The organism is Actinomadura nitritigenes, from assembly GCF_017573545.1.
Classification (GTDB): Bacteria; Actinomycetota; Actinomycetes; order Streptosporangiales; family Streptosporangiaceae; genus Spirillospora; species Spirillospora nitritigenes.
In genome coordinates, this window is record NZ_JAGEOK010000028.1 from 15,834 (window position 1) to 42,631 (window position 26,798).

Sequence of the window (26,798 nt, forward strand, 5' to 3'; positions counted from 1 at the left end):
GGTTCCCCCCTGCGTCGGTACGGCTGCTTCGGCCGTACGGCTCAGTTTGCGCAGAGTCGGGTCGCCTGTCATGACGGTCGTTCGGGGGTCATGGACCCCGCGCCGCCGGGGCCGCCCGGCGTCACCGGCGGGCCAATCAAAACTCTCTATGACGGGACGGTCTCGCTCAGTAAGATCGAGGGGTTGTCGCTCCCCGCACCGTCCCGCCCGCCTTCGCCTGTCCGCCCCCGCCTGCACGCACGCTCCCCGCCCTGAACGAAGGTCTGACCCGCTCCCCGATGGCTCCCACCCGCCGAGTCACCGTCGCCGTCGTCGACGACCACGACGTGGTGCTGTCCGGCGTCCGCGCCTGGATCGACGGCGACCCCCGCCCCATCGAGATCGTGGACACCGCCACCAGCATCGACGGGCTCGACCCGCGCGTCACCGCCGACGTCCTGGTCATCGACCCGCGGACGGGCGGCGAGCCGGCGTTCGAGCGGATCGCCGCGCTCGCCGCGGCCGGGCGCCGCATCGTCGTCTTCTCCCAGCAGGCCGACTGCGACCTCGCCCGCCGGGCCGAGCTGGCGGGCGCCCGCGCGTTCGTCCGCAAGGAGTCCGCCGAGGGGCAGCGCCGCCTGGTGGAGGCCATCCTCGCCGTGGCCGACGACGCCCCCGCCCCCCGCGAGCCGGACCCCTGCCGCCCGCAGTTCTCCGAGCAGGAGCTGCGGACGATGCGGCTGTGGCTGGGCGGCCTCACCCGCGCCGCCGTCGCCCGCAAGATGGGCATCAGCGAGCACACGGTCAAGCAGTACCTCGCGCGCGCCCGGGAGAAGTACGCCAGGGCCGGCCGCGACGCCTCCAACCGCATCGCGCTGTACCGCGAAGCCCGCCGCGACGGCCTGCTCGACGACTAGCCGCACGGCCGGCACCGAGGGCAGGGGCCCGCGCGCGCCGGCCCGTGACGCCGCCGCCGAGAAGGCGGATCGCGCCCGGCGGCCCGTCCGGTGACCCGCTGGAGTCGTTCCAGCCGACCCTGTGACCACCGTTTCTGGAGAGGGGAGGCTAGTGGATACTGTCGTCTGAGTCACGTGTTTGACCAAGGTTCGACTGAGCGCGGTGGCCGCTGACCGGTGCTCACGATTCAGACGGAGCCGCTGGAGCCGATGAGCAGCAAGCCGACCTACATCGACTACGCGGACGGGGTGGAGCCCGACCCCGATCCCGCGCCGCCGCGGCGGCGCGGGCGGCGGGTCCTGAAGTGGGTCGCGATCGTCACCGCCGTGCTGGTCGTCGCGGCCGGCGCCACCGGCTACGGGTTCTACTGGCAGCTCCAGCACAACATCGACCACGAGGACACCGACAAGCTGATCGGCGGGAACCGGCCGCCGAAGCTGAACAACGCGCTGAACATCCTGATGCTCGGCACCGACAGCCGCGCGGGCGCCAACGCCAAGTACGGGCGGCGCATGAAGAACGACCCGCCGCGCTCGGACACGATGATCCTGCTGCACCTGTCGCCGGGCGGGAAGCAGGCGACGGGCATCAGCTTCCCGCGCGACCTGATGGTGCCGATCCCGGCGTGCCGGCGGGCGGACGGCACCGCCTCGCCCGCCGTGACGATCGGGATGATCAACAGCTCGTTCACCAACGGCGGCGCGTCCTGCACGGTCAAGACGATCGAGGACCTCACCCACATCAAGATCGACCACTTCATGCAGGTCGACTTCACCAGCTTCAAGAGCGTGACCGAGGCGGTCGGCGGCGTGGAGGTCTGCCTGCCGCAGGACGTGAACGACAAGGACTCCAAGCTCCGCCTGACCAAGGGCAAGCACACCATCAAGGGCGAGACGGCGCTGGCCTACGTCCGCGACCGGCACGGCCTCGGCGACGAGTCCGACCTGCAGCGGATCAAGCGGCAGCAGCAGTTCATGGGGTCGCTGGCGAACAAGGTGCTGAGCGCCGGGACGCTGACCGACCCGAAGAAGGTGTACGACCTGGCCGAGGCCGGCACGAAGTCGCTGACCACCGACAAGGGCCTGGACCTCGGCACGATGGTGAAGATCGCGCGGAGCATGCACGGGCTGACCGCCGGCAAGCTCGACTTCGTCACCGTGCCCGTCACGGCCTACGCGCCCGACCCGAACCGGGTGGCGCTCAGCCAGCCGGCCGCCGGGCAGTTCTTCACCGCGATCCGCCAGGACCAGTCCGTCGAGGCCGCCGCGAAGAGGACCACCGGGCCGGTGCAGGTGCGGCTCTACAACGCGACCGGCCGCGCGAGCACGGCGGCGACCGTCGCGAAGCAGCTCAAGGCGCAGGGCTTCGTGATCGTCGGAACGGACACGATGAAGGCCCGGCCGACGACCGGCGTCTACTACGCGCAGGGCTCGCAGGCGCAGGCCGCCGCGCTGGCCGCCGTGATCCCGGGCGCCAGGAAGGCCCTGTACCCGAAGGCGGGCCCGGGGGTCGTGAACCTGGTGCTCGGCACCTCCTTCACCGGGGTGAAGGCGAAGAAGAAGGCCGGCATCCCCACGCTGGAGGGCGAGATCCACGCCGACGGCGACATCTGCGCGAACGGCGCGACGGGGACCTGATCATCGGCCCGGCAGGGTGATGCGGAAGGTCGACCGGCCCACCAGCCTCGCCGTGCCGCCGTGCGCGGCGGCGACGGCCTGGACGATGGAGAGGCCGAGGCCGGTGCCCCCGGCCGTGCGGGACCTGCCGTGGTCGGCCCGCACGAACCGCTGGAAGATCTCGTCGCGGACCTCCGCCGGGACGCCCGGCCCGTCGTCCTCCACCTCCAGCACGACGGCCGGGGGCAGCGGCTGGGTGAGCCGGACCGTGACGTGGGTGCCGGGCGGGGTGTGCGTGCGGGCGTTGGCGAGCAGGTTGGCCAGCAGCTGGTGCAGGCGGCGGGCGTCCCCGGTGATCGTGACGGGCTCCTCCGGCAGCACCATCTCCCAGCGGTGGTCCGGTCCGGCGGCGCGGGCGTCGCTCGTGGCGTCGAGGACGAGCCGGGTCAGGTCGACCGGTTCGGACTCCAGCGGGCGGCCCGCGTCCAGCCGCGCGAGGAGCAGCAGGTCGTCGACCAGGTCGGTCATCCGGACGGACTCGGCCTCGATCCGGCCGAGCGCGTGCCGGACGTCCGGCGGGACGTCCTCGCGGGTGCGCAGCGCCAGCTCGGCGTGGCCGCGGATCGCGGCGACCGGGGTGCGCAGCTCGTGGCTGGCGTCGGCGGCGAACCGGCGCAGCCGCTCCTCGCTCGCGTGCCGGCGGGCGAGCGCGTTCTCGACGTGCCCGAGCATCCGGTTGAGCGCGGCGCCGACCTGCCCGACCTCGGTGCGCGGGTCGGTGTCGGGGACCCGCTCGGGCATCGCGACCTCGCCGCTCGCCAGCGGCAGCTCGGTGACGCGGGACGCGGTCGCCGCGACGCGGCGCAGCGGCCGCAGCGTGAGCCGCACCCACGCCGCCGCGGCGATCCCGGCCGCGATCAGCACGCCGCCGAACACGGTGAGCTCGACCAGTTCCAGCCGGTGCACGGTGTCCTCGACGGGCCACAGCGGCAGGCCGCTGACCAGCACGTCCCCGTCGTCGCCCCGGGAGGCGCTCACCCGGTAGTCGCCGAGCGCCGTCAGCTCGACGTCATGGCCGTGGCCGTCGGCCGGAAGCGCCGACAGGGCGCGGACGTCCGCCGCGGCGATCGGCACGGACTCGACCGCCTGGCCGCGGACGACGGCGGCCCGGGTGACCCGCCCCCCGAACAGGCGGGCCCCGAACGTGCCGGACGCCTGGCCGCGCGAGTCGGGGCGGTTGTCCTCGTCGGGGCGGTGCTCGTGCTCCAGGAGGCTGGCCGGGAAGCGCCCGCCGACCACCGTGAGCTGCTGGTCGATCCGGCTCACCAGGAACCGCTGCAGCGCCGTGGTGGTGGCGACGCCGACCGCGAGGCAGCTGAGCGCCAGCAGGACGACGAGGCCCAGCGTCAGCCGGGCCCGGAGGGTCCGGACGTACGGCGGCTTCACGGGGCCTCCGGCGGCTTCAGCACGTACCCGACGCCCCGGACCGTGTGGATCATCGGCGGCCGGCCCGCGTCGATCTTCTTGCGCAGGTAGCTGATGTACAGCTCGACGACGTGCGCCTGGCCGCCGAAGTCGTAGTCCCACACGCGGTCGAGGATCTGCGCCTTCGACAGCACCCGGCGCGGGTTGCGCATCAGGAACCGCAGCAGCTCGAACTCGGTCGGGGTGAGCTCGACGATCTCGCCGTCCCGGGTGACCTCGCGGGCCTCCTCGTCCATCGCCAGGGCCCCGACGGTCAGCAGCCCCGCCGTCCCGGCCTGCCGGGTCATCCCGGCGCGGCGCAGCAGCCCGCGCAGCCGGGCGAGGACCTCCTCCAGGCTGAACGGCTTGGTGACGTAGTCGTCGCCGCCCGCGGTGATCCCGGCGATGCGGTCCTCGACGGCGTCCCGCGCGGTCAGGAAGAGCACGCAGACGTCGGGGGCGTCGGTGCGCAGCCGCCGCAGCACCTCCAGGCCGCCGATGTCGGGGAGCATCACGTCCAGCACGACGGCGTCCGGGCGGAACTCGCGGGCCGCCGCGAGGGCGCCCGCGCCGTCCCCGGCGGTGCGGACCGCCCAGCCCTCGGACGCCAGCACGCGCGACAGCACCTCGGCGAGATCGGGCTCGTCGTCGACGACCAGGACGCGGACGGGCGTGCCGTCCGCACGGCGCAGTCCGGCGCCTGCGGGTTCGGGAGTGCTCATGATGGGAACAGCCTCCCTCTCCAACTTCTGCGTTTCCTCAGAGAAGCCTCTCAACCGGTGTTTTTCCCCGCGGATCAGAAGGAACTCAGAAACTCGGTTGGCAGGGTGGCCCGCATGACCACGACCAGGCAAGACATCAGGCGGCCTGCGCGGCCTGCGCCGCCTGCGCCCCGCGCGACGTGGCGCGTCCCGTCCTCGTGGCCGCAAGTGCTGATCTACGCCGGCGCGGTGGCCGTTCTGCTGCTGTGGTGGCACGGCACCCGGTCGGTCACCGGCCTCGACGGCTGGCTGACCGAGGCGGGCCGGGTCACCGGGCTGCTGGCGGGCTACGGCTGCGCCGTGCTGCTCGCGCTGATGGCGCGGATCCCGGCACTGGAACGGGGAGTGGGGACCGACCGGCTGGCGCGCTGGCACGCGATGGGAGGCCGCTACACGGTCTCCTTGGTGTGCGCGCATGTCCTGTTCATCATCTGGGGTTACGCGGTGACGTCGCACACCGACGTCGTCCACCAGACCACCTCGATCGTGTTCGACTACCCCGAGATGCTCAAGGGCACCCTCGGGTTCCTGCTGTTCCTCGGCGTCGCGATCACCTCGGCGCGGGCCGCGCGCCGCCGGATGCGCTACGAGACCTGGCACTACCTGCACTTCGCCACCTACCTGGCGATCTTCCTGTCGTTCGGGCACCAGCTCGCCAACGGCGCCCAGTTCGTCTCGAGCCCGCTGGCCAGGGCCGCCTGGTACACGCTGTACATCGGCGTCGCGGTCGTGCTGGCGTGGTTCCGGTTCCTGATGCCGCTCGTGCGGGGCCTCCGGCACGACCTGCGGGTCGCCGCCGTCCGGCCCGAGGCGCCGGGCGTCGTCTCCGTCTACATGACGGGACGGCATCTGGAGGAGCTGCGGGTCGAGCCCGGCCAGTTCTTCCGGTGGCGGTTCCTCACCCGGGGCCTCTGGTGGGCGGCCAACCCGTACTCGCTGTCGGAGACCGCCCGGGGCGGGCGGCTCAGGATCACCGTGAAGGAGGCCGGCGACCACAGCCGGGCCCTCGCACGGCTGCGTCCCGGCACCCGGGTGTGGGCCGAGGGCCCGTACGGCGGGTTCACCGGCGCGCGCCCGCACCACGAACGCGCGCTGCTGCTCGCGGGCGGTGTCGGCATCACGCCGCTGCGGACGCTGTTCGAGACCCTCCCCGGCGACGTCGTCCTCGTCTACCTGGCCCGCAGGCCCGAGGACCTGGCGCTGCGCGGCGAGCTCGACGCGATCGCCGCCGCGCGCGGCTCCCGCGTCCTGTACTTCGTGGACGAGCCCGCCGGCTACTCGCTGCCGCTGCACGGGCGAGCGCTGCGCGGCCTGGTCCCCGACATCCGGCACCGGGACGTGTACCTGTGCGGGCCGCCCGGCATGACCAACGCCGCGTTCCGGGCGCTGAAGCAGGCGGGCGTGCGCCGCCGCCACATCCGCAACGAGTCGTTCGAGTTCTGAGAGGGGCCGTCCCATGCGCAGAGCATTGATCGCCACCGGGTCGACCGTCGCCGGCATCGCCCTTCTCCTGGGCCTCAAGCCGCATCACAGCGACGTGACGGGGGTGTCCTCGTCCGCGCCGCAGAGCAGCGCGCCCGGCACCGCCGGCGGGTCCTCGTCGGGGTCCTCGGGCTCGTCCGGGTCGTCCGGGTCGTCCGGGTCGTCCGGGTCGTCCGGGTCGTCCGGGGGATCGTCCGCGAAGACCGGCGGCACGTTCAAGGGCGACGTCATCGACACCCGGTACGGCCCCGTGCAGGTCGAGATCACCACGTCCGGGGGGAAGCTGAAGGCCGTCCGCGTCCTGCAGGTGCCTTCGGAGAACGGGCGCGACCGGGAGATCGCCGGCTTCGCGGTGCCGCAGCTGACGCAGGAGGCGCTCAAGGCGGGCAACGCCCACATCGACGCGGTGTCCGGCGCCACCTACACCAGCGAGGGCTACATCCGGTCGCTGCAGAGCGCATTGGACGCCGCCCATGTCTGAGTCGATCCGGCACGTCGAGCACGTCATGGGGACCGTGTTCTCGTTCGACGTCCGCTCCCCCCGCACCCCGGAGATCACCGTGGCGCTCGCGGAGGCCGTCGCGTGGCTGCACCGCGTCGACCGCGTGTTCTCCACCTACCGCGAGGACAGCGACGTCTCCCGCCTGGCGCGGGGTGAGATCGGCCTGGCCGATTGCGACCCCGACGTGGCCGACGTGCTGCGGCGCTGCGACGAGCTGGAGCGCGGGACCGGCGGGGCGTTCAGCGCCCGGGCGGCCGGGCGGCTCGACCCGAGCGGCCTGGTGAAGGGCTGGGCGATCGAGCGGGCGTCCACGATCCTCCACGACGCCGGAGCCCGCGACCACTGCCTGAACGGCGGCGGCGACATCCAGCTGCGCGGCGAGGCCGCCCCCGGGGAACCCTGGCGGATCGGCCTCGCCGACCCGGCGGACCCCGCCGCCCTGGCCGCCGTGGTGTCCGGGACCGACCTCGCCATCGCGACGTCCGGCACGGCCGAGCGCGGCCACCACATCGTCGACCCGCGCACCGGGCGGCCCGCCGCCGCACTGGCCTCCCTCACCCTCGTCGGGCGGCACCTCACCGAGATCGACGCGCTCGCCACCGCCGCGTTCGTGATGGGCGGCGCCGCGCGCGAGTGGGTGTCGACCCGCCCCGGCGTCGAGGCGTTCGCCGTCGCGCCCGGCGGGACCCGCTGGTGGACGCCCGGCTTCGAGCGCCTCGCGCTGCTGCCCGCCGCGCCCGGAGCGTCCGGAGCGCCCTGATCTGCGGGCAGAGGTCGCGTACGGGTAGGTTGGAGGCGCCCGTGCCGCACCGCCGCGATCCGCGAGAAAGGGGCCAGCCCATGCCCAGCCCCGCAGGCGACCGGCGCGCGAAGGGCGGCCTGGAGGCCGAGGTGCTTGCGGTCCTGAAGGGGTCCGGCGAACCGCTCACCCCCCGCCAGGTCGGGGAGCGGCTGGCCCGCCCGCTGGCCTACACGACGGTGATGACCGTCCTGGCGCGGCTGCACGAGAAGGGCCAGGCCGGACGGGAACGCGCGGGCCGCGGCTACGCGTACACGTACCGGCACGACGAGGCGGGCCGCAGGGCCGCGCAGATGAAGCGGCTCCTCGGCGGCGAGGACCAGCGCGCCGACGTCCTCGCGCACTTCGTCGGCGAGCTGTCCCCCGAGGACGAGAGCGTCCTGCTCCGGCTGCTCGGCGGCGACCCTCGCGACCAGCCGTCCTGACGGCGCGGCTGCGCGCGGCGCGGCGGCCGGGCGGCGGGGCGTCCCGCTAGAGGAGCCCGGCCTCCTGCTCCGGGACGCGCGGCCTCGCTGGGCGCCGCGCCGGGGCGGGCCTGACCAGGTCGTCGAGCAGCGCGTCCCATTCGGCGCCGACCGCCTCCGGCGTGTAGCGCGCCATCGCGCCGGCGGCCTGCTCCCCGAGACGGGCGCGCAGCCCCCGGTCGTCCATCATCCGGCCGATCGCCGACGCGAGCGCCGGCACGTCCCCGTCCTTGACGAGCAGCCCGTCGACGCCGTCGGTGAGCAGCTCCCGGGGACCGGTCGGGCAGTCGAACGACACCACCCCGAGGCCCTTGCTCATCGCCTCCAGCAGCACCAGCGGCAGCCCCTCGTACCGCGAGCTGAGCACGAAGATCGACGCCTTCGCCATCGCCGTGCCGATGTCGCCCGTCCGGCCCATCAGGAACGCGCTGGACGACAGCCCCCGGCGGTCGATCCGGCGCTGCAGGCGCTGCCGCCACGGGCCGCCGCCGTAGATCCGCAGCGTCCAGCCCGGATGGTCCGCCGCGACCCGCTCCCAGGCGTCCAGCAGCAGGTCGAAGCCCTTCTGCCGGACGAGCCGCCCGGCCGCGAGCACCGTCCGCGCGGCGGGATCGGCGGGCCCGCCGGCCAGCTCGGGCAGCGCGTTCGGGATGCACACCAGCCGCCGCGCGTCCGGCAGCTCGCGGCGGTACCCGGCCAGGTCGGTCGCGGTCAGCGTGACGACCGCGTCGAGCCGCCCGTACCGGCGCAGCACGCGGTCGCGGACGGCGGGCCGGTGGCTGCCGAGGTTCATGTGCTCCTGCCCGACCGTGCGCACCTCCGGCGGCGCGAACACCGCCGCCGCGAGGTTCAGGCTCGGCCGGGTGGTGATCAGCAGGCCGGTGCGCAGCGACCGCAGGAACCGGATGAGCAGCAGGTCCGTCCAGAGCGAGCAGCGGCGGTAGGACGGCTCGCCGACCGGGACGAGCAGGCTCGGCAGCCGCGACAGCACCCGGCGGGCGAGGCCGCGCGCCCCGCCGGGCGGCTCCACCCGGTCGTCGAGGCTGGACACCCGGACGCCCTCCGGGATCGGGAAGCTCGGCCGGCGCAGCTCCCGGATCAGGCCGACGACCTCGACCTCGCGCTGCCGCGCGAGCTGCCCCGCGCAGTTCAGCACGGACCGGACCGTGCCGCCCGCCCCGTAGGCGTGCTGGACCAGGAAGACCACCTTCCGGGCCGTCGCGGCGGGCGCGCGCCGCGCCCGCCGCCGGTTCGCCGGGCGCAGCAGCAGGAGCGCGAGCGGCTCCAGCATCGCGGACAGCGCCCGCACGGCCGTCCGGCCGCCCCATCGCACCGCGCGCCGCAGCACCGTCCCGCGCTCGCGGCCACCCGCCCCGATCACGACATCCGCCCCCCAACGGGGCGAAGCGCCCAGGGCCTCACCCCGATCGACCTACTACCGGATACGTAGTACTACATGCCCCGGCGACCGGGGCCGCATCCCGGCATCACCCCGATCGCTCGCGAACGTGCCGTGAACATCGGGGGCCGGAGCGCGACCCCCTTTCGGCGTATCGCCCCATGGCGAACCCAAGGTGGCGTATGCTCTTGGTGATCGCTCGGACACCTAGAGTGATCGCAAGTCGACTCCCCGGGGGACGGCATGCCTGGACTGCCCCGCGCCGCCTGGCTCTACGTCTGCGTGGTCATCGCCCTGGCGGCGGTCCTGATCGGCGCGTCGTCCCCCGGGGACGTCGACCCGCGCGTACTGGTCGCGCTGGTCGCACTGTTCGTCCTCTGCGACTCGCTGCCGGCCCGGCTGACCGTCGAGCGGGTCCGGATGTCGCTCGGCTTCGCGGTGAGCCTGGCGTCGGTGGTGCTCCTCGGCCCCGCCGGCGCCGCGCTCGTCGGGCTGAGCGCGGTGGCGACCGGGCAGCGCCGGGTCGCCCTCGTCAAGCGGCTGTTCAACGGCGCGCAGTTCGCGGTCGGCGGCTACGCGGCCGGGGTGGTGTTCCGCGCGCTCGGCGGCGCCCGGTTCGAGCCCGGCCAGGCCGGCTGGGTGTGGGACGCGCTCGGCCCGTTCGTCGGCGCGCTGCTCACGTTCGTGCTGGTCAACCTCGTCCTGACCTCGGGGGCGCTGCTGCTCAGCGGCGAGTCCGAGCCCGGCGAGATGGTGCGCGACAGCGGCCAGCTCGCCGGGGTGTGCGTCGGGTACGGCATGTACGGGCTGCTGATCGCGGGCCTGTGGCCGGCCCTCGGGCCGCTGGTCGCGGTGCTGGTACTGCTGCCGCTGTTCGTCACCCGGTGGGCGCTGGAGCAGACGTTCGGGCAGCGCCGCGCCTACGACGCGACGCTCGCCGCGCTGTGCCAGGCCGTCGAGACCAAGGACCCGGCGACCCGCGGGCACTCCGAGCGGGTGTCGCGCGGCGCCGTGATGATCGCGCGGCAGATCGGGATGCGCCCGGAGCGGGTCGAGGCGATCCGGTACGCGGGCATGCTGCACGACATCGGGAAGATCGGCGTGCCGACGAAGATCCTGCGCAAGGGCGGCGGCCTCACCGACGAGGAGTACGCCGCGATCCAGCTGCACCCGATGCGCGGGCTGGAGATCGTCCGGGAGATCGGGTTCCTGGACGAGGCGCTCGCCGGGATCATGCACCACCACGAGAGGATGGACGGCGGCGGCTACCCGATGGGCCTGGTCGGCGACGAGATCCCCGAGTTCGCCCGGGTGATCGGCGTGGCGGACGCCTTCGACGTGATGACGTCCGCCCGCCCCTACAAGGAGCCGATGCCGGTCGGCGACGCCCGGCGCGAGCTGCTGCGCTGCGCGGGCAAGCACTTCGACCCGGTGATGGTGGAGGCGTTCCTGCGCGCCCTGGAGACGCACGGCTGGCAGCCGCAGCACGAGCAGCGCATCGACACCGGCCACGAGCAACGCGCCGGCCGCTGACCCCCGGGGCTCCGGCCGGGACGCGTTTGCGCCGGGGACGCGTTTGGGCCGGGACGTGCTTGGCCGGGACGTGCGCCGACCACCGCGCCCTGGCGGGGGTGTCAGGTGTAGAGGGCGGCTATGGCGTCCGTGACGCCCGCGCGGGCGGCGGACGACGATGTGACACCGATCAGGACGTAGTAGGCGAGACCTTCGGCGAGCGCGACGAGCGCGGGCGCGGTCTCGCCGGGGTCGACGTCCGCGCGGAGCGCGCCGCTCCGCCGGTCCCGGCGCAGCAGGTCGGCGATCTGGCCGTGGAAGCGGGCGTAGTCGGCGCGCAGCCGGGCGGCGATGGCCTCGTCGGCGAGGGCGAGCGCGGTGAACGACTGCCGGACCCGCAGGTGCGCCTCGGTGTCGGCGTCATGCGCGATCAGTTCGGTCAGCACGGCGGTGAGCACGGTGCGCGGCGGCGCGGCGTCGAGGTCGGCGCCGGCGGCCGCCCGGATCCGGGCGCTGCTCAGCTCGTTGCCGCGCTCGAACGCGGCCTCGATGAGCTGCCGTTTCGCCGGGAAGTAGTGCTGGACGCGGCCCGCCGAGACCCCGGCGCGCGCCGCGACCTCCGCCAGCGACACCGCCTGCACGCCGCCGTCGGCGACCACCGCGAGCACCGCGTCGGCGATCTCCTGCCGCCGCTGCTCGTGCCGCGCTCCGGGGCCGCGGGTGCGCCGGTCCATCGGCCGCTCCTTGCTTTCCGATGCGATCACATTGAATTGACCTCGGAAGTCTAGCGCCAGTAGCGTGGCACCCAGCAAACCAAGTCGAGCACATTGATTTGCCGAGGGGGTGCCGTGGCGGAGCGAGAACCGGCCGGTGCGCCGGACGCACCCGGCACGGCAGGCGCGGCGGGGCCGGCGGGCGCGCTCGGGAGGGCTGCGCCTGCCGGGCTCGTCCTCGCGCTCGCCTGCGCCGCGCAGTTCATGGTCGTGCTGGACGTGTCGGTGGTGAACGTCGCGCTGCCCGCGATCCGCTCCGCACTCGGCTTCGGCGACGCGGATCTGCCGTGGGTCGCGGGCGCCTACACGCTGGCCTTCGCGGGGTTCCTGCTGCTCGGCGGGCGGCTCGCCGACCTGCGCGGGTCCGGCCGGGTCTTCACCGCGGGGCTCGCGCTGTTCACGGTGGCGAGCCTGGCCGGCGGGCTCGCGGCGGACCCCGGCCTCCTGATCGCCGCCCGGGCCGGTCAGGGCCTCGGCGCCGCCGTGCTCGCCCCCGCCACCCTGACGATCCTCACCGCGCGCTTCCCCGAAGGGCCCCGCCGTACCCGCGCCCTGGCCATCTGGACGGCGGTGAGCCTGGCGGGCGGCGCGGCCGGGAACCTCGTCGGCGGCGCCCTCGCCGAACTGCTGTCGTGGCGGTCGATCCTGCTGGTCAACGTGCCGGTCGGCGCTGCGGCGATCGTCCTCGCGCGGCGGCTGCCCGCCGGGGAGCGGCGGGAGGGGCGGCTCGACCTGCCCGGCGCCGCGACCGCGACCGCCGGGCTGGCACTGCTCGCGTACGGGCTGACGCGGGCCGCCCCGCACGGCTGGGGCGACCCGGTGACCGCCGGCGCGCTCGCCGCCGCCGCGCTGCTGCTCGCGGCGTTCGCGCTGGTCGAGACGCGGTCGGCCGCCGTCCCGCTGCTGCCGCCGCACCTGCTGCGGCTGCGCGCCGTCACCGCGGGGAACGCGGTCATGCTGCTCACCGGCGCGTGCTTCCAGGTGCCGATGTGGTACTTCCTGACCCTCTACATGCAGGACGTCCTGCACTTCTCGGCGCTGGCGACCGGGCTCGGGTTCCTGCCGCACACCCTGCTCATGATGATCGTCGGATTGCGCGTCACACCGGCGCTCATGCGCCGGACGGACGACCGGACGCTGATCGTCGCGGGCGCGCTGGCCGCCGCGGCCGGGTTCCTCTGGCAGGGCACCGCCACCGCCGCCAGCGGCTACGCGACCGGCGTGCTCGGCCCGGCCGTGCTGGTCTCGGCCGGCGGCGGGCTGCTCAACACGCCGCTGACCACGACCGTGACCTCGGGCGTCGCCGCCGCGGACGCGGGCGCGGCGGCCGGTCTGATGAACACCGCGAAGCAGGCGGGCGGCGCGCTCGGCCTCGCCGCCCTCACCGCCGCCACCGCCGGCCGCGGCGGCACCGGTCGGGCCCTCGCCACCACCTGCGGGCACGCGTTCCTGATCATGGCCGGGGCGCTGGTGGCCGTGGCCGCGCTGGCCCTGGCCCTGCCGGCCCGCCGCGACGCGGCCGCCGCGCGGGGCGGGACCCCGCCCGCCCGCCGCGATGCCGCCTGACCTGGGATTCCCGTACCGAGTCCGCTCGCCGAGTTTGCCCGTCCTGGAGCATAGGGCGCGCTCGTCCGGAGACATCGCCCTTGACGCATCATCGGACGGAACGGGTGGTGAACGTGCGCGCCAGGCACGGACAGAGGACCGGCGGGCCGAACTGGCCGCTGCTGCTGGGACTGATCGCGACCGGTTTCCTCATCTACGTATGGGTGTGGGCGGCCACGCAGGGCGGCCCGCCGTGGCCGCCCCGGTGACCGGGCCCGGTCACCGGGCCGGGGGTCTCCGACAGCCGGCCGTCCAGCATCGACCAGACCCGGTCCACCGCGTCCAGCTGGGCGAGGTCGTGGGTGACCATGACGGTGGCCACGCCGCGCTCGCGGGTGAGCCGGGCGAGCAGGCCGACGACCGAGGCGCCCCGCTCGTGGTCGAGCGCGCTGGTGGGCTCGTCCACCAGCAGCACGCGCGGGTCGTTCATCAGCGCGCGGGCGATGTTGACGCGCTGCCGCTCGCCGCCGGACAGCTGGTGCGGCCGCTTGTGCTCCAGCCCGGCCAGCCCCACCGCCGCGAGCAGCTCGCGGGCGCGGTCGGCGGCGGCGCGGGCGGAGCGGCCCGCCATGTTCGCCATCACGGTCAGCTGGTCGAGCGCGGTCAGCGCGGGCAGCAGGTTGGGCTGCTGGAACACGACGCCGATGTGGTCGCGGCGCAGCCGGGTGCGCTCGGCGGGGCTCAGCCCGGCGGCGTCCCGTCCCGCGACGGCGACCGTGCCGGACGCCGGGGCGATCAGCAGCGCGGCGACCGCGAGCAGGCTCGACTTGCCGGACCCGGACGGGCCGGCAACGGCCGCGAACTCGCCCGCCGCGACCTCCATCGTCACGTGGTCGAGGGCGGTCAGCGTTCGGTCCCCGTCGGGGTAGGTCAGCACGACGCCGGTCAGGGCGAGTCCGGCCGGCGCGGTGCTCGTCGGGTGGTTCATCGGGCGGCTCCGAGGGCGGTCAGCGGGTCGACGGAGGTGATCTTCCGGACGGCGAGGGCGGCCCCGGCGGCGCCGAGCACGATCATGACGGCGACCGGCAGGACGGTGGTGGCGGCCGACACCACGAACGGGACGCGTCCCGCGACCACGGCCCCGGCCAGCCCGCCGGCCAGGCCGCCGAGCCCGGCCCCGGCCAGCAGCACCAGCACGGCCTGCGCGAGCGCGTCGCGCAGCAGGTAGCCGGTGCTCGCGCCGAGCGCCTTCAGCACGGCGACGTCACCGCGGCGCTGGATCGTCCAGACGGTGAAGAACGCGCCGATGACCAGCGCTGAGATGGCGAACAGGAAACCGCGCATCAGTTGCAGCGACCCGTTCTCGGCGCTGAACGACGGGATGGCCGACCTCGCGTCCCCCAGCGCGACGGCGGTGGTGCCGAGCCGCGCGTCGGCGGCCCGCAGGTCCGGGCTCCCGTGCGTGCGCAGCAGCAGGACCGTCGCGGCCTCGCCGCCGCCCTGCGGGTCCATCGCCCGCCAGTCGGCGAGCGCCAGCCAGGCGACCGGGGTGTGGCCGTAGGACGCGTCGCCCCGGACCTCGCCGACCGTGAGGGGATGCCCGGCGACCTGGATCCTCGCGCCCGCCGCGAGGCCGGTCCGGTCCGCCAGCCCCTTCGACAGGACGACCTGCCCGGCGGCCGGGGCGCCGCCGCCGGCCTTCCCGCCGGGCGCCACGCCGAAGAAGGCGGCGGGCACGCCGCGCTCCCCGCCCGGGCCGTAGGACAGGCGGCCCATGGCGACGCCGAGCGGCTCGGCCGTCACGCCGGGGACGTCCCGCCAGCCGCGGAGCGTCCGCTGGTCGATCCGGCTGTCAGAGAACGACGGCTTCCCGTCCGCGGACGCGCCGGTGCCGAACGCGACGCGGTCGGCGGGCAGGCCCTCGACGGCGGAGCCGCTGTCCCTGGCGAGCCCTGCGGTGAGCCCGGACAGCATCGTCACCAGCAGCGTGATGAGCAGCACGACCGCGCCCATGAGCGCGAACCGCCCCTTGGCGAAGCGCAGGTCCCTGAGCGCCACGAACACCGTGCGTCCCCCCGTTCCTCGGTGATCCGGACGCTTCCAGCCTCCGCCGCGCGCGCCCCCGGCGCATCGTTCCCGCGCACCGCCGGACCGCCTTACTCCGGACGGCCCCGGATCCACCTTTCGATCGATTCCGGGGACCGGGCGGTCGCCTACGCTGGGTGAGAAATGAGGGACGATCCGTTCTCGCCGGCGGTGCGGCTGCTCGGCTGGGCCGTGCACGGCACCTTCCTGGCGCTGCTCGCGATCGCCCTGGTCCGCGTGGCGCACGCCGGCATGGCCGCGGCCACCGCGGGCGGCGTGCTGCTCGGCGTCATGTACGCGGCCGCGGTCGTCCCGCGGCTGCGCGAGCACCGCACCCGCCCGGCGCTCGCGCGCGCGTGGCTGGGGCTGATCAGCGCGGGATGGGTCGCGCTGGCGCTGTCGTCCCCGGACTTCGTGTGGCTGGCGTTCCCGCTGTTCTTCGCCTGCCTGCACCTGCTGCCGCTCCCGGCCGCGCTGCCCGGGGTGGCCGTGCTGACGGGCGCGGCGATCGCCGCGCCCGCGCTGCACGGCGGCGGGCCGACGCTCGCCGAGGTGCTCGGCCCCTGCATCGGCGCGGCCGTGGCGACGATGATGGCGCTGGCGTACGGGGCGCTCTACCGGGAGAGCGAGCGGCGCCGGCTGCTGATCGAGGAGCTGGTGCGCACCCGGGAGCGGCTCGTCCGCGCGGAGGCGGGCGCCGCCCGGCTCGCCGAGCGCGAGCGGCTCGCCCGGGAGATCCACGACACGCTCGCGCAGGGCATGTCGAGCATCATCCTGCTGCTGAGGGCGGCGCGCCGCGACCTCGACCACGCCCCCGGCGCGGCGCGCGGACGGCTGGACGAGGCGGAGAAGGCCGCCGCCGAGAACCTGGAGGAGGCCCGCACCTTCGTGCGGGCGCTCGCCCCGCCCGTCCTGCAGCGCTCGTCGCTGAGGGACGCGCTGCGCCGCGTCACCGAGTCGGCGGGCGCGCGGTCCGCCGCCCGGATGCGGTTCGAGGTGTCCGGGACGCCCACGGACCTCCCGACCGAGTACGAGGTCGCGCTGCTGCGGATCGCGCAGGGCGCGCTCGGCAACGCGAGCCGCCACGCGGCCGCCCGGAACGTCGGCGTGACGCTGACCTACCTTGACGACATGGTGGTGCTGGACGTGTTCGACGACGGCCGCGGCTTCGACCCGTCCGCCGCCGCCCTCTCCGAACCGGCCGGGCCGTCCGGACCGGACGGGGGCACCGGTTACGGGTTGCGCGCCATGCGGGACCGGGCGCGCGCGCTCGGCGGGACGCTGACCGTCGAGTCGTCGCCGGGCGAGGGGACGGCCGTCGTGGCGAGCCTGCCGCTGCCCGCCGGGCCCGACGACCCGGAAAGGGGCGAGCACCGATGAGCGCCCCGATCCGCATCCTGCTGGTCGACGACCATCCCGTGGTCCGCTCCGGCATCCGCGCCATGCTGCTCGACCAGCCCGACTTCGCGCTGGTCGGCGAGGCCGCGACCGGCGAGGAGGGCGTCGCGGAGGCCGCCCGGCTGCACCCCGACGTCGTCCTCATGGACCTCCAGCTCGGCGCCGGTCTCCACGGCGCCGAGGCGACCCGGCGGATCACCTCGGCCGGACCGCGCCCGCCGCACGTGCTGGTGCTGACGACGTTCGACTCCGACTCCGACATCCTCGCGGCGATCGAGGCGGGCGCGACCGGCTACCTGCTCAAGGACGCGCCGCCGGAGAAGCTGCACGCCGCCATCCGGTCGGCCGCCGCCGGGGACAGCACGCTCGCGCCGTCGGTCGCGTCCCGGCTGCTGGGCCGGATGCGGGCACCGTCGGCGACGCTGACCGGGCGGGAGCTGGAGGTGCTGGGCCTGGTCGCCGAGGGCCTGTCGAACCGGCAGATCAGCAAGCGGCTCTTCCTCAGCGAGACGACCGTGAAGACGCACCTGGTGCACATCTACGCGAAGCTGGAGGTCGACTCCCGCACCGCCGCGGTGGCGGCCGCCACCCGCAGCGGCCTGATCCGCCCCCGCTGACCGCCCGGCACGCCCGGTCCGCCCGGCACGCCCGTCCGCTCGGCTCAGGTGGGGCCGTGGACCCGGTACCTGCCGGCGTCCGCCCACTTGACGTCCAGGCCGAGGCCGGGACGGTCGGGATCGGGCCGCAGCGCGCCGCCCTCCGGGCTGAGCGTGCCGTCGAAGAGGAGGTCCTCGAAGCGGACGTGGTCGTGGAAGTACTCCAGGTGCCGCAGCCGTTCGACGGCGCAGAACGCGTGCGCCGACACGGCCGGGGCGCAGTGCGCGGACAGCCCGATCTGCCGGGCGGCCGACAGGCCCGCGACCTGCAGCAGCCCGGTGACGCCGCCGCAGCGGGTCACGTCGGCCTGCAGGCAGTCCACGGACGGGCCGTCCAGCAGGTCCGCGAAGTCCTTCAGCACGAACCCGTACTCGCCGGCGGCCACCTCGAGCCGCCCCGGGCCGTGCTCGCGGACGAGCCGCAGCCCCTCGGTGTCGTCGGAGCTGACCGGCTCCTCGAACCAGCGCACGTCCCACTCGCCCGCGAGGCGGCGCGCCCAGTACAGCGCCGCCTTGCGGGTCAGCGCGCCGTTGGAGTCGACGAACAGGTCGGGGTCCGGGCCGATCGCCTCGCGGACGGCGGTCAGCCGGCGCGGGTCGTCGTCCGGCGACCGGGAGATCTTCAGCTTGACGCGCGGGATGCCCTGCTCGACCCAGCCGGCGAGCTGCCCGGCGAGCCGGTCGAGCGGGTAGTTGGTGAAGCCGCCGCTGCCGTAGACGGGGACGCGGTCGTGGAAGCTCGGCAGCACCTGGAAGAGGGGGCGGTCGAGCAGCCGGGCCTTCAGGTCCCAGAGGGCGATGTCGACGGCCGACACCGCCATGGCCCCGGCGCCGGGACGGCCCGCGTTGCGGATCGCGGCGAACATCCGGTGCCAGGTCGCGGCCGGGGCGAGCGCGTCCGCCCCCTTCACCAGGGAGGCGAACGTCGACTCGATCAGGTTCGCCACGGCGGTGCTGCCGTAGGTGTAGCCGATGCCGGTCCGGCCGCCCGCCCTCGCCTCGACGAGGACCATCGTCGTCGACTCCCAGCGCAGGGTGCCGTCCTCCTCCGCGCCGTCCGGGCCGTCCGTCGGCACCGTGAACGCGTGGATCGTGATCCCGTCGACGGGTATGCCGCTGCCCGTGCCCATCGGCCGCTCCCCTCTCGGTTCGGCCTCTAAGTACCGCCGGGAACGGCGGTGAAACGATCCGGGCCGCCGCAACGCGGCTCCCTGTTTGCCTTGCCCTTTCTCGGAAACGTGGCGAAGGACGGCACACGCGCACCGACCGACGTCTGGAGAGATCATGGGGCAGCAGGTAGCCGACTACGTGCTCGAGCGTCTGCGTGAATGGGGCATCGAGCGGGTCTACGGATATCCGGGCGACGGCATCAACGGCATGCTCGGTGCGTTCGATCGGGCGAAGGGCCGGCCGGAGTTCATCCAGACCCGGCACGAGGAGATGGCCGCGTTCATGGCCTGCGCCCACGCCAAGTTCACCGGCGAGGTCGGAGTGTGCACCGCCACGTCCGGGCCCGGTGCGATCCACCTGCTGAACGGGCTCTACGACGCCAAGCTGGACCACCAGCCGGTCGTCGCGATCATCGGGCAGCAGAAGCGGCTGTCGCAGGGCACCCACTACCAGCAGGAAGTGGCCCTGGAGAACCTGTTCGCGGACGTGTCGGAGTTCGTGCAGATCTGCATGGCCCCGGGGCAGATGCGGCACATCATCGACCGGGCGTTCAAGACCGCGCTCACCACCCGGGGCGTGGCGACGATCATCATCCCGGAGGACGTCCAGGAGAGCGAGGCCGTGCCGTCGCCGCCGAAGGAGCACGGATCGGTGTACTCCAGTGTCGGCTGGAGTCAGCCGCGGGTCCTGCCGAACCCCGAGGAGCTGCGCAAGGCCGCCGACATCCTCAATGAGGGCAAGAAGGTCGCGATGCTGATCGGGCAGGGCGCGGCCAACGCCGAGGCGGAGGTGATCGAGACCGCCGAGCTGCTCGGTGCCGGGATCGCCAAGGCGCTGCTCGGCCGGGAGGTCGTCCCGGACGACCTGCCTTTCGTCACCGGCCCGATCGGGCTGCTCGGCTCCAAGGCCAGCGATGAGATGATCATGAACTGCGACGTGCTGTTCATGATCGGGTCCAGCTTCCCGTACGCCGAGTGGCTGCCCGACGAGGGCAGCTGCAAGGGCGTCGAGATCGACATCGACGGCCGGATGATCGGCATCCGCTACCCCATGGACGCGCACGTCGTCGGCGACGCGAAGGAGACGCTCAAGGAGCTGATCCCGCTCCTGAAGCGCAAGAAGGACCGGTCCTGGCGGGAGGAGATCGAGGAGAACGTCCGCGCCTGGAACACGGTCATGGACAAGCGCGCCGGGCAGTCGTTCGACGGCAAGATCAACCCGCAGGCGGTCGCGCACGAGCTGTCGCCGCTGCTGCCGGACGGCGCGATCCTCACCGCCGACTCCGGCTCGGCCACCAACTGGTGGGCCCGGCACATCAAGCTCCGCGACGGCATGAAGGCCTCGCTGTCCGGGACGCTCGCGACGATGGGGCCCGGCGTGCCGTACGCGATCGCGGCGCGGTTCGCGTTCCCGGACCGCCCGGTGATCTGCTTCGTCGGGGACGGCGCGTTCCAGATGAACGGCATGAACGAGATGCTGACCGTCAAGCGGTACGCGGACCGGCTGGGCGGCTCCCCGCCGCTGATCTTCTGCGTGTTCAACAACCAGGACCTCAACCAGGTCACCTGGGAGCAGCGCGCGATGGGCGGCGACCCGAAGTACCCGGGCTCGCAGACGATCCCCGACTTCCCGTACGCCAAGTACGCCGAGCTGGCGGGGCTGAAGGGCATCTACTGCGACGAGCCGAAGAAGGTCACCGACGCCTGGAAGCAGGCGCTGTCCAGCGAGCGCCCCGTGGTGCTGGAGTTCGTGGTGGACAACGAGATCCCGCCGATCCCGCCCCACATCATGAGCGACCAGGCCAAGAAGACGGTCAAGGCCGGCATCAAGGATCCGCAGAAGTTCGGCATCGCCGAGCGGGGCTTCCGCCAGAAGCTCACCGACCTCTACGAGAGCCTCCCCGGCCGCAAGCACTGACGGCCCCACGACGCTTCGGCCTGCGGCGGGTCGCCGTCATGAGCGGTGCCATGGCGGCGACCCGCCGCGCCTCAACGTGCGGACGTGAGGTGCGCGAAGGCGACGGTGTTGTCGCGGTAGTGGCGGGCGGTGGGGTCGAACCGCCCGCCGCAGGTGATGAGCCTGAGGGACGGCCCCGCCGTGTCGGCGTACACCGCCCGCGTCGGGAAGGCGTCCTTCGGGAAGCGCCGGACGGCGTCGACGGTGAACACCGCCGTCGTCCGGTCGGCGCGCCGCACCCGGACGGTCTGGCCGGGGCGCAGCCGTCCCAGCCGGAAGAACACCGACGGCCCCGCGGACGCGTCGAGATGCCCTTCGATGACGGCGGTGCCCGCCTCCCCCGGCGTGACGGAGCCGGTGTACCAGGCGGGCTCGTCCTCGTGCGGGGGGCGGGGCGGTCGCAGCGTGCCGTCCGGCAGCAGCCCGGCCCGCCCGACGCGGGCGCGGACGCCGAGCGCGGGGATCGTGAGCCGGGTCGGCTCCGCGGCGGGCAGCGCGAGACCGCCCGCCGCCTCCGGCTGCCGCGGCGGCGCCCAGGTGGGCGGTGCGGGCGGTGCCTGCGGCGCCGGGTCCCGCTGCCCGGCGACCGACGTCGCGACGGCGGCGGCCCCGCAGGCGACCGCCGCCAGGCACAGGGCGAGGGCCCGGCGGTCGCCGCGCGGCAGGGCGATCCTCATGCGGGCCGGAACGCCGCGCGGTTCCGCCGCCGGACGAACAGGACGCGCGCGAGCGCCCCGGCGCCGGCCAGCCCGGCGCCCGCGCCGAGCAGCCACGCGCCCGTGGACCTGCCGGTACCGGCGGTGGATCCGGTGCCGGTGACGGCGCCGCCGGCCGGGATCGCCCTGAGCACGCCGCAGAGCGCGGGCGACGTCACGGCGAGCGGTAGCGACGGCACCAGCTCGCTCTTCTCGTTCCGCGCCTTCCGGCCGAGGGTCCTCGGGTCGTCGCCGTGGACGACGACGACCGCGATGCCCTTGTGCAGGGAGGCGACGGCCGCCGGGCTCAGCGTGATGGTCCGCTGGTAGCGCACGCTCGGCCCCTTCGGCGCGTTCCTCAGGTCGGTGCCCCCCTGCGGCGTGATGTCGCCCTTCACCGAGAGGGTCGCCTGGATCCGGCCGTAGTACGGCGTGCCCTCCGCGGTGCTGACGACGCCGTCGCGGTTCCGGTCGGCGGACGCGGGCGGGCACATGCCGCGGGCGCCGCCGTGGATGTGCTGCAGGTGCGGGTACGGCCTGCCGTCGAGCGTCGCCGCGAGCCCGGAGTACTGCTCGGTGATCGTCGCGGTGCTCTCGCGCAGCCGCAGGGTCAGCCGTCCCGAGCCGGTCTGGTGGTTCAGGGGCCGCAGCCGGGCCTGGTAGGTGACGGTGCGCGCGTCGGCCGGGCCCCCTCCGGCCGACGCCGCCGGGGCGGACGCCGCCGGGGCCGCCGCCGTCAGCGCCAGGCCGGCCGCACCGCCGAGCGCCAGTGCCACCCGCCCACCCCGCGACCGAATTGCTCCTTTTATCCGCATTCCTGCCCTTTCCCCCGGCGTCGCCCCTCGCTTGGTGATCGCAGGGGAATTGCCCCGCCACAAAGCCCGCTAATGCGCGCCGTGATCACAGGAAAGGCAAAGCCTCCGGCCGGTCCGCGAGCCAGCGCAGGGCCTCGGCCTGGAAGGGCACCTCGGCTTCGAGCCGGCACAGCACGCCGATCCCGACCCCGAGGGCGCGCTGGGCGTGGACGGCACCGGGCGGGAACGCCATGCTGAGCCCGACCGGCATCGACGCGGTGATGCCCGCCAGCGCGTCCCGCAGGTAGGCGCCGTCGAACCGGAACGTCTCGGTGAACGCGGGCGCGCCCGAGCGCAGGAACAGCTCCCGCAGCCGCGCCTCGTCGACCCGGACGCCCGGGCGCAGGAAGCCCGCGCCGCGCAGGGCCTCGGCCATGCCGGCGCCGGGGTCGAGGGCGGCGAGGTGGACGTCCATCCAGCGCTCCAGCGGCGCCGGGGTGCCGGGGTGGTGCCGGTACACGGCGCCGAAGTCGAGGACGCCGAGGCGCCCGCCGTCGAGGAGCCGGAAGTTGCCCGGGTGCGGGTCGCCGTGCATCATCCCGCAGCGGGCGACGGCGGAGAGCATCAGCCGGGTCAGCAGCAGCCCGGCGCGGTCGCGTTCCCGCTGGGCGCCGGTCTCGATGACGCGGGCCAGGGGCGTCCCGCCGACCCACTCGGAGACCAGCACCCGGCCCCGGTGCAGCAGGACGTCCGGGACGAGGATGTCGGGATCGTCCAGGTACGCGGCGCGGAAGGCCCGCTGCGCCTCCGCCTCGCGGGCGTAGTCGAGCTCCTCGGCCAGCCGGTCCATCAGCTCGGTGGCGAGCGCCCGGCCGTCCAGCCCCGGCGCCAGCAGCGAGGTGAACACCCGCATCGCGAGGACGACCGCGTCGCGGTCGGCGAGCAGCTCGTCGCGCGCGTCCGGATACTGGATCTTCACGGCGACCTCCCGGCCGTCAGCGGCCCACCGGGCCCGGTGCACCTGGCCCAGCGACGCGGCGGCGGCCGCGCCGGTGTCGAACGAGGCGAACAGGCCGCGCCAGTCCGGGCCGAGGTCGTCCCCCATCACCCGTTCCGCCGTCCCGGCGGGCTCCGGCCGGACGGCCTCCTGCAGCGCCGCCAGCCGCCCCCGGTACACCGCCGACACCCTCGGCGGCATCACCGCCTCGTACACCGACAGCACCTGGCCGAACTTCAGCGCACCGCCGCGCAGCCCGCCGAGCACCTCCACGAGCTGGTCGGCGGTGCGTTCGTGCAGGTCGAGCGCGGACTCGTCGGTCAGCCGGCCGAGCGCCCGCAGCCCGCCCGCCCAGGCGAGCCGCCGCGCCGCGCCGAGCGGCACCGCCGACAGGCGCGCCATCCGGGGAAGAGATCGCATCCTCATGGCGCCAGCGTCGCCGCACGGTGCCCGCCGCCGCATCGCCCCGCGGTCCCCGATGCGGCTATGACCGCGGTCGTGGCGGCGCTGCGACCGCGGGCCGATGACGGACCGGCCCGCGCTCCCTAGGATCGGCGCCATGCGACGGGTCAGGGCGTTCCTCCTCCGCACCCCGCCGCCGTGGCCCGTGCTCCGCCTCTTCGGCTGCGTCGGCATCGCGTGGGCGGCCCTCGCGGTGGCGCTGTCGCCGTCCCCGGCCGCCCGGGCCGTCCTCGTCGCCGGCTACGCCGGGCTCTGGGCCTGGCAGGCGGCGCGCCCGTGGCGGGTCCCGGCCGCCCTGGTGCCGTGGGCGGTCCTGGGCGTCCTGGTGCTGCTCGCGGCGGCGCCGTCCGCGGCCGGTGCCGGCGGGTTCCGGCCGTTCCCGTCCGCCGGGGGCTCCTACGCCGACGGCGCCCTCGCCGTCGCGACCGCCCCCGCGTGGGCGCACCTGGCGATCCTCGCGCGGACGCGCGATCTGGCGTGGTCCGTCCCGGCCGCGCTGGCGCTCGCGCCGGCCCGCCACCTCGCCGCCGGCGGCCTGCCGCTCTGGCCCACCTGGCTCCTGTGGGGCGCGGGCTTCCTGCTGCTCGGCCTGGCCTTCCGGCTGCACGCCGCGCTGTACGAGGCGCGGCTGCGGCTCGACCGGGAGGCCGTCGCCGAGGAGCGCCGCAAGATCGCCCGCGAGGTCCACGACCTGGTCGGGCACGGTCTCGGGGTCGTGCTGCTGAACATCGGCGCGGCCCGGCGCGCGAGCGCGCGCGGCGACGGGCCCGCCGTGATCGCCGCGCTGGAGGAGGCCGAACGGGTCGGGCGGCGCGGCGTCCGGGACGTCCACCAGGGCCTCGTCCTGCTGCGCGACCCCGCGCCCGGGGCCCCGCCGATCGCGCCGGCGCCGCCCTCCGCCGGCGACATCGGCGCGCTCGTCGGCGAGCTGCGGGCCGGCGGCCTGCGGGTGGACCTCGACACGCGCGGCGACCTGGCGTCCGTCGACCCGTCGGTCGGACTGGTGCTGTACCGCGTCGTGCAGGAGGCGCTGTCGAACATCGCCCGGCATGCGCCCGGCTCCCCCGCCACCGTCGCCGTCAGCGTGGACGGCCCGCTCGCCCTCGTCACCGTCGCCGACCGCGGCGCCCGGCCCGGCTCGGGCCGCCCGGCGGGAGGCGGGCTCGGGCTCGCCGGGATGCGCGAGCGCGTCACCGCCCTGGGCGGCACCCTGCGCGCCGGGCCGGACGGGACCGGCTGGCGGGTCGAGGCCGCGATCCCGGCCGGCGGCGCCCGGTGATCCGGCTGCTGCTGGTGGACGACCAGCCCCTCGTCCGCGCCGGGCTCGTCCGGATCTTCGAGGGCGAGCCCGGTCTGGAGGTCGCCGGGGAGTGCGCGGACGGCGACGAGGTGCCGGCCGCGCTCGCCCGCGTGCGGGCCGACGTCGTGCTGATGGACGTCCGGATGAGGCGGACGGACGGCGCCGAGGCCACCCGGCGGCTGCGCGAGGTGCCGGGCGCGCCGCCCGTGCTCGTGCTCACGATGTTCGACGACCCGCAGGTCGTCGCCGCCGCGCTCGGTGCCGGCGCCGCCGGGTTCGTGCTCAAGGAGGCGCCCTGCGAGGAGATCATCCAGGCCACCCGGGCGGTCGCGGCGGGCCGGGGCTGGCTGGACCCGGCGGTCGCGCCGCAGGTGCTCGCCGTCTACCGGTCACGGCTCGGGCGCACGCCGCCGCCCGCCGCGCTGGACGGCCTGTCGCCGCGCGAGCGCGAGGTCCTCGCGCTGATCGGCGAGGGCGCCACCAACCCCGAGATCGCGGTGCGGCTCAGGATCGCGGAGGGCACCGTCAAGACGCACGTCGGCAGCGTGTTCGCCAAGCTCGGCCTCCGCGACCGCGCCGCCGCTGTGATCTTCGCCCTCCGCCACGGACCGCCCTGACCTGCGCTTCCCAGGATCCGGATCATGGCGGTCCCGCGCGCGGTGCATCAGTCGCGCGGCACCGGGAACGGTTCCCGGTCGTGAGCAACGCCATCCTGGAGTACCTGCGCGGCCTGATGTCGTCGCCGTGGATCTACGTGGCGCTGTTCGGGCTGTCGATGGTCGACGCGTTCATCCCGGTCTTCCCCAGCGAGTCCCTCGTGGTGACCGCGGGCGTCTTCGCCCACCACGGCCGGCCGTGGCTGCCGCTGGTGATCGTGACGGCGTGGGCGGGCGCGTTCTGCGGCGACCACGTCTCCTACTTCATCGGCCGCTACGCGGGCGACTGGCTGGAGCGGGTCTGGCTGCGTCCGGGCAGCCGCCGGCGCAAGGCCTACGACCAGGCCGGGCGGCTCCTCGAGAAGCGCGGCGGCCTCGTCCTGCTCATCGCCCGCTACATCCCCGGCGGGCGGACGGCCGCGACCCTCGTGATGGGCGCCGTCGACTATCCGCTGCGCTCGTTCTCGCCGTTCGACGCGCTCGCCACCGGCCTGTGGGCCACGTACTCCACGATGATCGGCTACCTGGGCGGGGCGGCGTTCCAGAACGACCCGTTCAAGGGCCTGCTGCTCGGTCTCGGGATCGCCATCGGCGTGTCGGTCCTGGTCGAGGGCGGGCGCTGGCTGTGGGGGCGGTTCCGGCCGTCCGGGCATGACGGCGGGCCCCGGCAGGACGCGGACGAGGCGGCGGACCGCCGGACCCGCTGACGCCGCCCCGGGCGGGCGGGCGCGTCAGCGGGGGGAGCGCGGCCCGTGCCGGCGCCCCATCCGGACTCCGCTCACCAGCAGGCTGATGAGGAACACCACCACGCCGATGATCAGCAGGTAGAACAGGCCCTTCACGACCACCCCGACGATGCCGAGCGCGATCGCGACGATGAGCAGCAGCAGGAACAGGACCATGGCGCCTTCCCCTCCTCGCCCCGTGCGCCCCCGGCTCGGAGGCGGTCAGCGGCGGCCCAGCCGGCGCTCGGTCGGCGCCGCCCCGTACGGCAGGTCGTAGTACTCGAAGACGGCCTGCTCCTCGCTCGCGGGCAGCTCGCCGTCGGTGCCGATCGAGGGCGCGCCCTTCACTTCCTTCTTGTCGTGGGCGAGCCGCAGATGCCCCGGTCCCACGGCGGCTCCGGCGAGCGGCGCGAACACCAGCCGCTGCCGGGTCGGCAGCCCCACCTTGACGGTGGCGAAGGAGGGCTGGTCGGTGGCGGTGTCGACGTACACCGCCTCCAGCGCCCCGATCCGGCTCCCCGAGGCGTCGACCACGTCGTGGCCCCGCCACTCCCGTATGTCCTCTATGGCGAACATGTCACACACCCAGCCATCAGGTTGTTTTCCCCTTAATTCACGTCTACCCAGTTCAGAGCGGATATCCCGGCGATG

27 protein-coding genes are annotated in these 26,798 nt (G+C 74.9%); 14 read left to right on the forward strand and 13 right to left on the reverse strand.

The features are described from left to right. The first annotated feature begins 278 nt into the window (after nt 1-278). Both J4557_RS35170 and J4557_RS35175 read left to right on the forward strand, forming a co-directional pair. Nucleotides 279-896, forward strand: coding sequence for a helix-turn-helix transcriptional regulator (locus J4557_RS35170; RefSeq protein WP_208271109.1), 618 nt, complete (start codon nt 279-281; stop codon nt 894-896). Between the two features lie 249 nt (nt 897-1,145). Continuing rightward, nucleotides 1,146-2,573 carry an LCP family protein gene (locus J4557_RS35175; RefSeq protein WP_208271110.1) on the forward strand — a complete coding sequence of 476 codons (1,428 nt, stop codon included), beginning with the start codon at nt 1,146-1,148 and terminating at the stop codon, nt 2,571-2,573. Here J4557_RS35175 and J4557_RS35180 read toward each other — a convergent pair whose 3' ends face one another. Together J4557_RS35180 and J4557_RS35185 are read right to left on the reverse strand one after the other, a co-directional pair. Further along, on the reverse strand, nt 2,574-3,998 hold the full coding sequence (locus J4557_RS35180) for a HAMP domain-containing sensor histidine kinase (protein ID WP_208271111.1): 1,425 nt from the start codon (nt 3,996-3,998) through the stop codon (nt 2,574-2,576). Then, nucleotides 3,995-4,738, reverse strand: a complete 744-nt coding sequence (locus J4557_RS35185; protein ID WP_208271112.1) for a response regulator transcription factor — start codon at nt 4,736-4,738, stop codon at nt 3,995-3,997. The genes J4557_RS35180 and J4557_RS35185 overlap by 4 nt, the downstream gene beginning before the upstream one ends. A gap of 207 nt (nt 4,739-4,945) precedes the next feature. Between J4557_RS35185 and J4557_RS35190 the strand changes: the two genes are divergently transcribed. Then, on the forward strand, nt 4,946-6,220 hold the full coding sequence (locus tag J4557_RS35190; RefSeq protein WP_307800392.1) for a ferredoxin reductase family protein: 1,275 nt from the start codon (nt 4,946-4,948) through the stop codon (nt 6,218-6,220). 84 nt (nt 6,221-6,304) lie between these two features. Here J4557_RS35190 and J4557_RS50060 read toward each other — a convergent pair whose 3' ends face one another. Beyond that, nucleotides 6,305-6,490 carry a hypothetical protein gene (locus tag J4557_RS50060; RefSeq protein WP_243776859.1) on the reverse strand — a complete coding sequence of 62 codons (186 nt, stop codon included), beginning with the start codon at nt 6,488-6,490 and terminating at the stop codon, nt 6,305-6,307. 19 nt (nt 6,491-6,509) lie between these two features. On the opposite strand from J4557_RS50060, the gene J4557_RS50065 reads away from it, so the two are divergent. From J4557_RS50065 to J4557_RS35205, 3 genes are all read left to right on the forward strand, one after another. Next, the gene (locus tag J4557_RS50065; RefSeq protein WP_307800393.1) at nt 6,510-6,740 is read left to right on the forward strand and encodes an FMN-binding protein; all 231 of its coding nucleotides are present in this window, start codon (nt 6,510-6,512) and stop codon (nt 6,738-6,740) included. Beyond that, nucleotides 6,733-7,521, forward strand: a complete 789-nt coding sequence (locus J4557_RS35200; protein WP_208271115.1) for an FAD:protein FMN transferase — start codon at nt 6,733-6,735, stop codon at nt 7,519-7,521. The genes J4557_RS50065 and J4557_RS35200 overlap by 8 nt, the downstream gene beginning before the upstream one ends. 80 nt (nt 7,522-7,601) lie before the next feature. Beyond that, complete coding sequence (locus J4557_RS35205) at nt 7,602-7,985, forward strand: BlaI/MecI/CopY family transcriptional regulator (RefSeq protein WP_208271116.1); 384 nt, start codon at nt 7,602-7,604, stop codon at nt 7,983-7,985. A 46-nt stretch (nt 7,986-8,031) separates the two neighbouring features. Here J4557_RS35205 and J4557_RS35210 read toward each other — a convergent pair whose 3' ends face one another. After that, nucleotides 8,032-9,405, reverse strand: coding sequence for a glycosyltransferase family 4 protein (locus tag J4557_RS35210; RefSeq protein WP_307800394.1), 1,374 nt, complete (start codon nt 9,403-9,405; stop codon nt 8,032-8,034). 261 nt (nt 9,406-9,666) lie between these two features. Between J4557_RS35210 and J4557_RS35215 the strand changes: the two genes are divergently transcribed. Then, nucleotides 9,667-10,956 carry an HD-GYP domain-containing protein gene (locus J4557_RS35215; RefSeq protein WP_208271117.1) on the forward strand — a complete coding sequence of 430 codons (1,290 nt, stop codon included), beginning with the start codon at nt 9,667-9,669 and terminating at the stop codon, nt 10,954-10,956. Nucleotides 10,957-11,057: 101 nt separating this feature from the next. On the opposite strand, the gene J4557_RS35220 is transcribed toward J4557_RS35215, so the two are convergent. Continuing rightward, nucleotides 11,058-11,669 (reverse strand): TetR/AcrR family transcriptional regulator, encoded by a 612-nt coding sequence (locus tag J4557_RS35220; protein WP_208271118.1) that lies wholly within the window; start codon nt 11,667-11,669, stop codon nt 11,058-11,060. A 114-nt stretch (nt 11,670-11,783) separates the two neighbouring features. On the opposite strand from J4557_RS35220, the gene J4557_RS35225 reads away from it, so the two are divergent. Next, a complete protein-coding gene (locus J4557_RS35225) occupies nt 11,784-13,274 on the forward strand; it encodes an MFS transporter (protein WP_307800395.1) in 1,491 nt (496 codons plus the stop codon). A gap of 193 nt (nt 13,275-13,467) precedes the next feature. Here J4557_RS35225 and J4557_RS35230 read toward each other — a convergent pair whose 3' ends face one another. Both J4557_RS35230 and J4557_RS35235 read right to left on the reverse strand, forming a co-directional pair. After that, nucleotides 13,468-14,241 (reverse strand): ABC transporter ATP-binding protein, encoded by a 774-nt coding sequence (locus J4557_RS35230; protein ID WP_208271119.1) that lies wholly within the window; start codon nt 14,239-14,241, stop codon nt 13,468-13,470. Then, nucleotides 14,238-15,317, reverse strand: coding sequence for an FtsX-like permease family protein (locus tag J4557_RS35235; RefSeq protein WP_208271120.1), 1,080 nt, complete (start codon nt 15,315-15,317; stop codon nt 14,238-14,240). The genes J4557_RS35230 and J4557_RS35235 overlap by 4 nt, the downstream gene beginning before the upstream one ends. A gap of 165 nt (nt 15,318-15,482) precedes the next feature. Here J4557_RS35235 and J4557_RS35240 point away from each other — a divergent pair, with 165 nt between their 5' ends. After that, entirely contained in the window at nt 15,483-16,718 is a 1,236-nt protein-coding gene (locus J4557_RS35240; protein WP_208271121.1) for a sensor histidine kinase, read from the forward strand. Beyond that, entirely contained in the window at nt 16,715-17,353 is a 639-nt protein-coding gene (locus J4557_RS35245; protein ID WP_208271122.1) for a response regulator, read from the forward strand. Before J4557_RS35240 ends, J4557_RS35245 begins: the two co-directional genes overlap by 4 nt. 44 nt (nt 17,354-17,397) lie before the next feature. Here the strand turns inward: J4557_RS35245 and J4557_RS35250 are convergent, their stop codons facing one another. After that, nucleotides 17,398-18,522: an enolase C-terminal domain-like protein gene (locus J4557_RS35250; RefSeq protein ID WP_208271123.1), complete on the reverse strand. Its 1,125-nt coding sequence runs from the start codon at nt 18,520-18,522 to the stop codon at nt 17,398-17,400. A 154-nt stretch (nt 18,523-18,676) separates the two neighbouring features. Here J4557_RS35250 and J4557_RS35255 point away from each other — a divergent pair, with 154 nt between their 5' ends. Beyond that, on the forward strand, nt 18,677-20,479 hold the full coding sequence (locus J4557_RS35255; protein WP_208271124.1) for a thiamine pyrophosphate-requiring protein: 1,803 nt from the start codon (nt 18,677-18,679) through the stop codon (nt 20,477-20,479). Nucleotides 20,480-20,550: 71 nt separating this feature from the next. Here the strand turns inward: J4557_RS35255 and J4557_RS35260 are convergent, their stop codons facing one another. The 3 genes from J4557_RS35260 to J4557_RS35270 form a co-directional block, all read right to left on the reverse strand. Next, the gene (locus J4557_RS35260; protein ID WP_208271125.1) at nt 20,551-21,195 is read right to left on the reverse strand and encodes a class F sortase; all 645 of its coding nucleotides are present in this window, start codon (nt 21,193-21,195) and stop codon (nt 20,551-20,553) included. Continuing rightward, nucleotides 21,192-21,989, reverse strand: coding sequence for a hypothetical protein (locus tag J4557_RS35265; RefSeq protein ID WP_208271126.1), 798 nt, complete (start codon nt 21,987-21,989; stop codon nt 21,192-21,194). The genes J4557_RS35260 and J4557_RS35265 overlap by 4 nt, the downstream gene beginning before the upstream one ends. Before the next feature lie 124 nt (nt 21,990-22,113). Further along, nucleotides 22,114-23,430, reverse strand: coding sequence for an ABC1 kinase family protein (locus J4557_RS35270; RefSeq protein ID WP_243776860.1), 1,317 nt, complete (start codon nt 23,428-23,430; stop codon nt 22,114-22,116). A 133-nt stretch (nt 23,431-23,563) separates the two neighbouring features. On the opposite strand from J4557_RS35270, the gene J4557_RS35275 reads away from it, so the two are divergent. From J4557_RS35275 to J4557_RS35285, 3 genes are all read left to right on the forward strand, one after another. Beyond that, a complete protein-coding gene (locus J4557_RS35275; protein WP_208271127.1) occupies nt 23,564-24,745 on the forward strand; it encodes a sensor histidine kinase in 1,182 nt (393 codons plus the stop codon). Continuing rightward, nucleotides 24,742-25,383, forward strand: coding sequence for a response regulator transcription factor (locus J4557_RS35280; RefSeq protein WP_208271128.1), 642 nt, complete (start codon nt 24,742-24,744; stop codon nt 25,381-25,383). Before J4557_RS35275 ends, J4557_RS35280 begins: the two co-directional genes overlap by 4 nt. Nucleotides 25,384-25,463: 80 nt before the next feature. Then, the gene (locus J4557_RS35285) at nt 25,464-26,129 is read left to right on the forward strand and encodes a DedA family protein (protein ID WP_208271129.1); all 666 of its coding nucleotides are present in this window, start codon (nt 25,464-25,466) and stop codon (nt 26,127-26,129) included. Nucleotides 26,130-26,153: 24 nt separating this feature from the next. On the opposite strand, the gene J4557_RS35290 is transcribed toward J4557_RS35285, so the two are convergent. Beyond that, nucleotides 26,154-26,324 carry a hypothetical protein gene (locus tag J4557_RS35290; RefSeq protein WP_208271130.1) on the reverse strand — a complete coding sequence of 57 codons (171 nt, stop codon included), beginning with the start codon at nt 26,322-26,324 and terminating at the stop codon, nt 26,154-26,156. A 45-nt stretch (nt 26,325-26,369) separates the two neighbouring features. Further along, on the reverse strand, nt 26,370-26,723 hold the full coding sequence (locus J4557_RS35295; protein WP_208271131.1) for a PRC-barrel domain-containing protein: 354 nt from the start codon (nt 26,721-26,723) through the stop codon (nt 26,370-26,372). Nucleotides 26,724-26,798 lie beyond the last annotated feature (75 nt).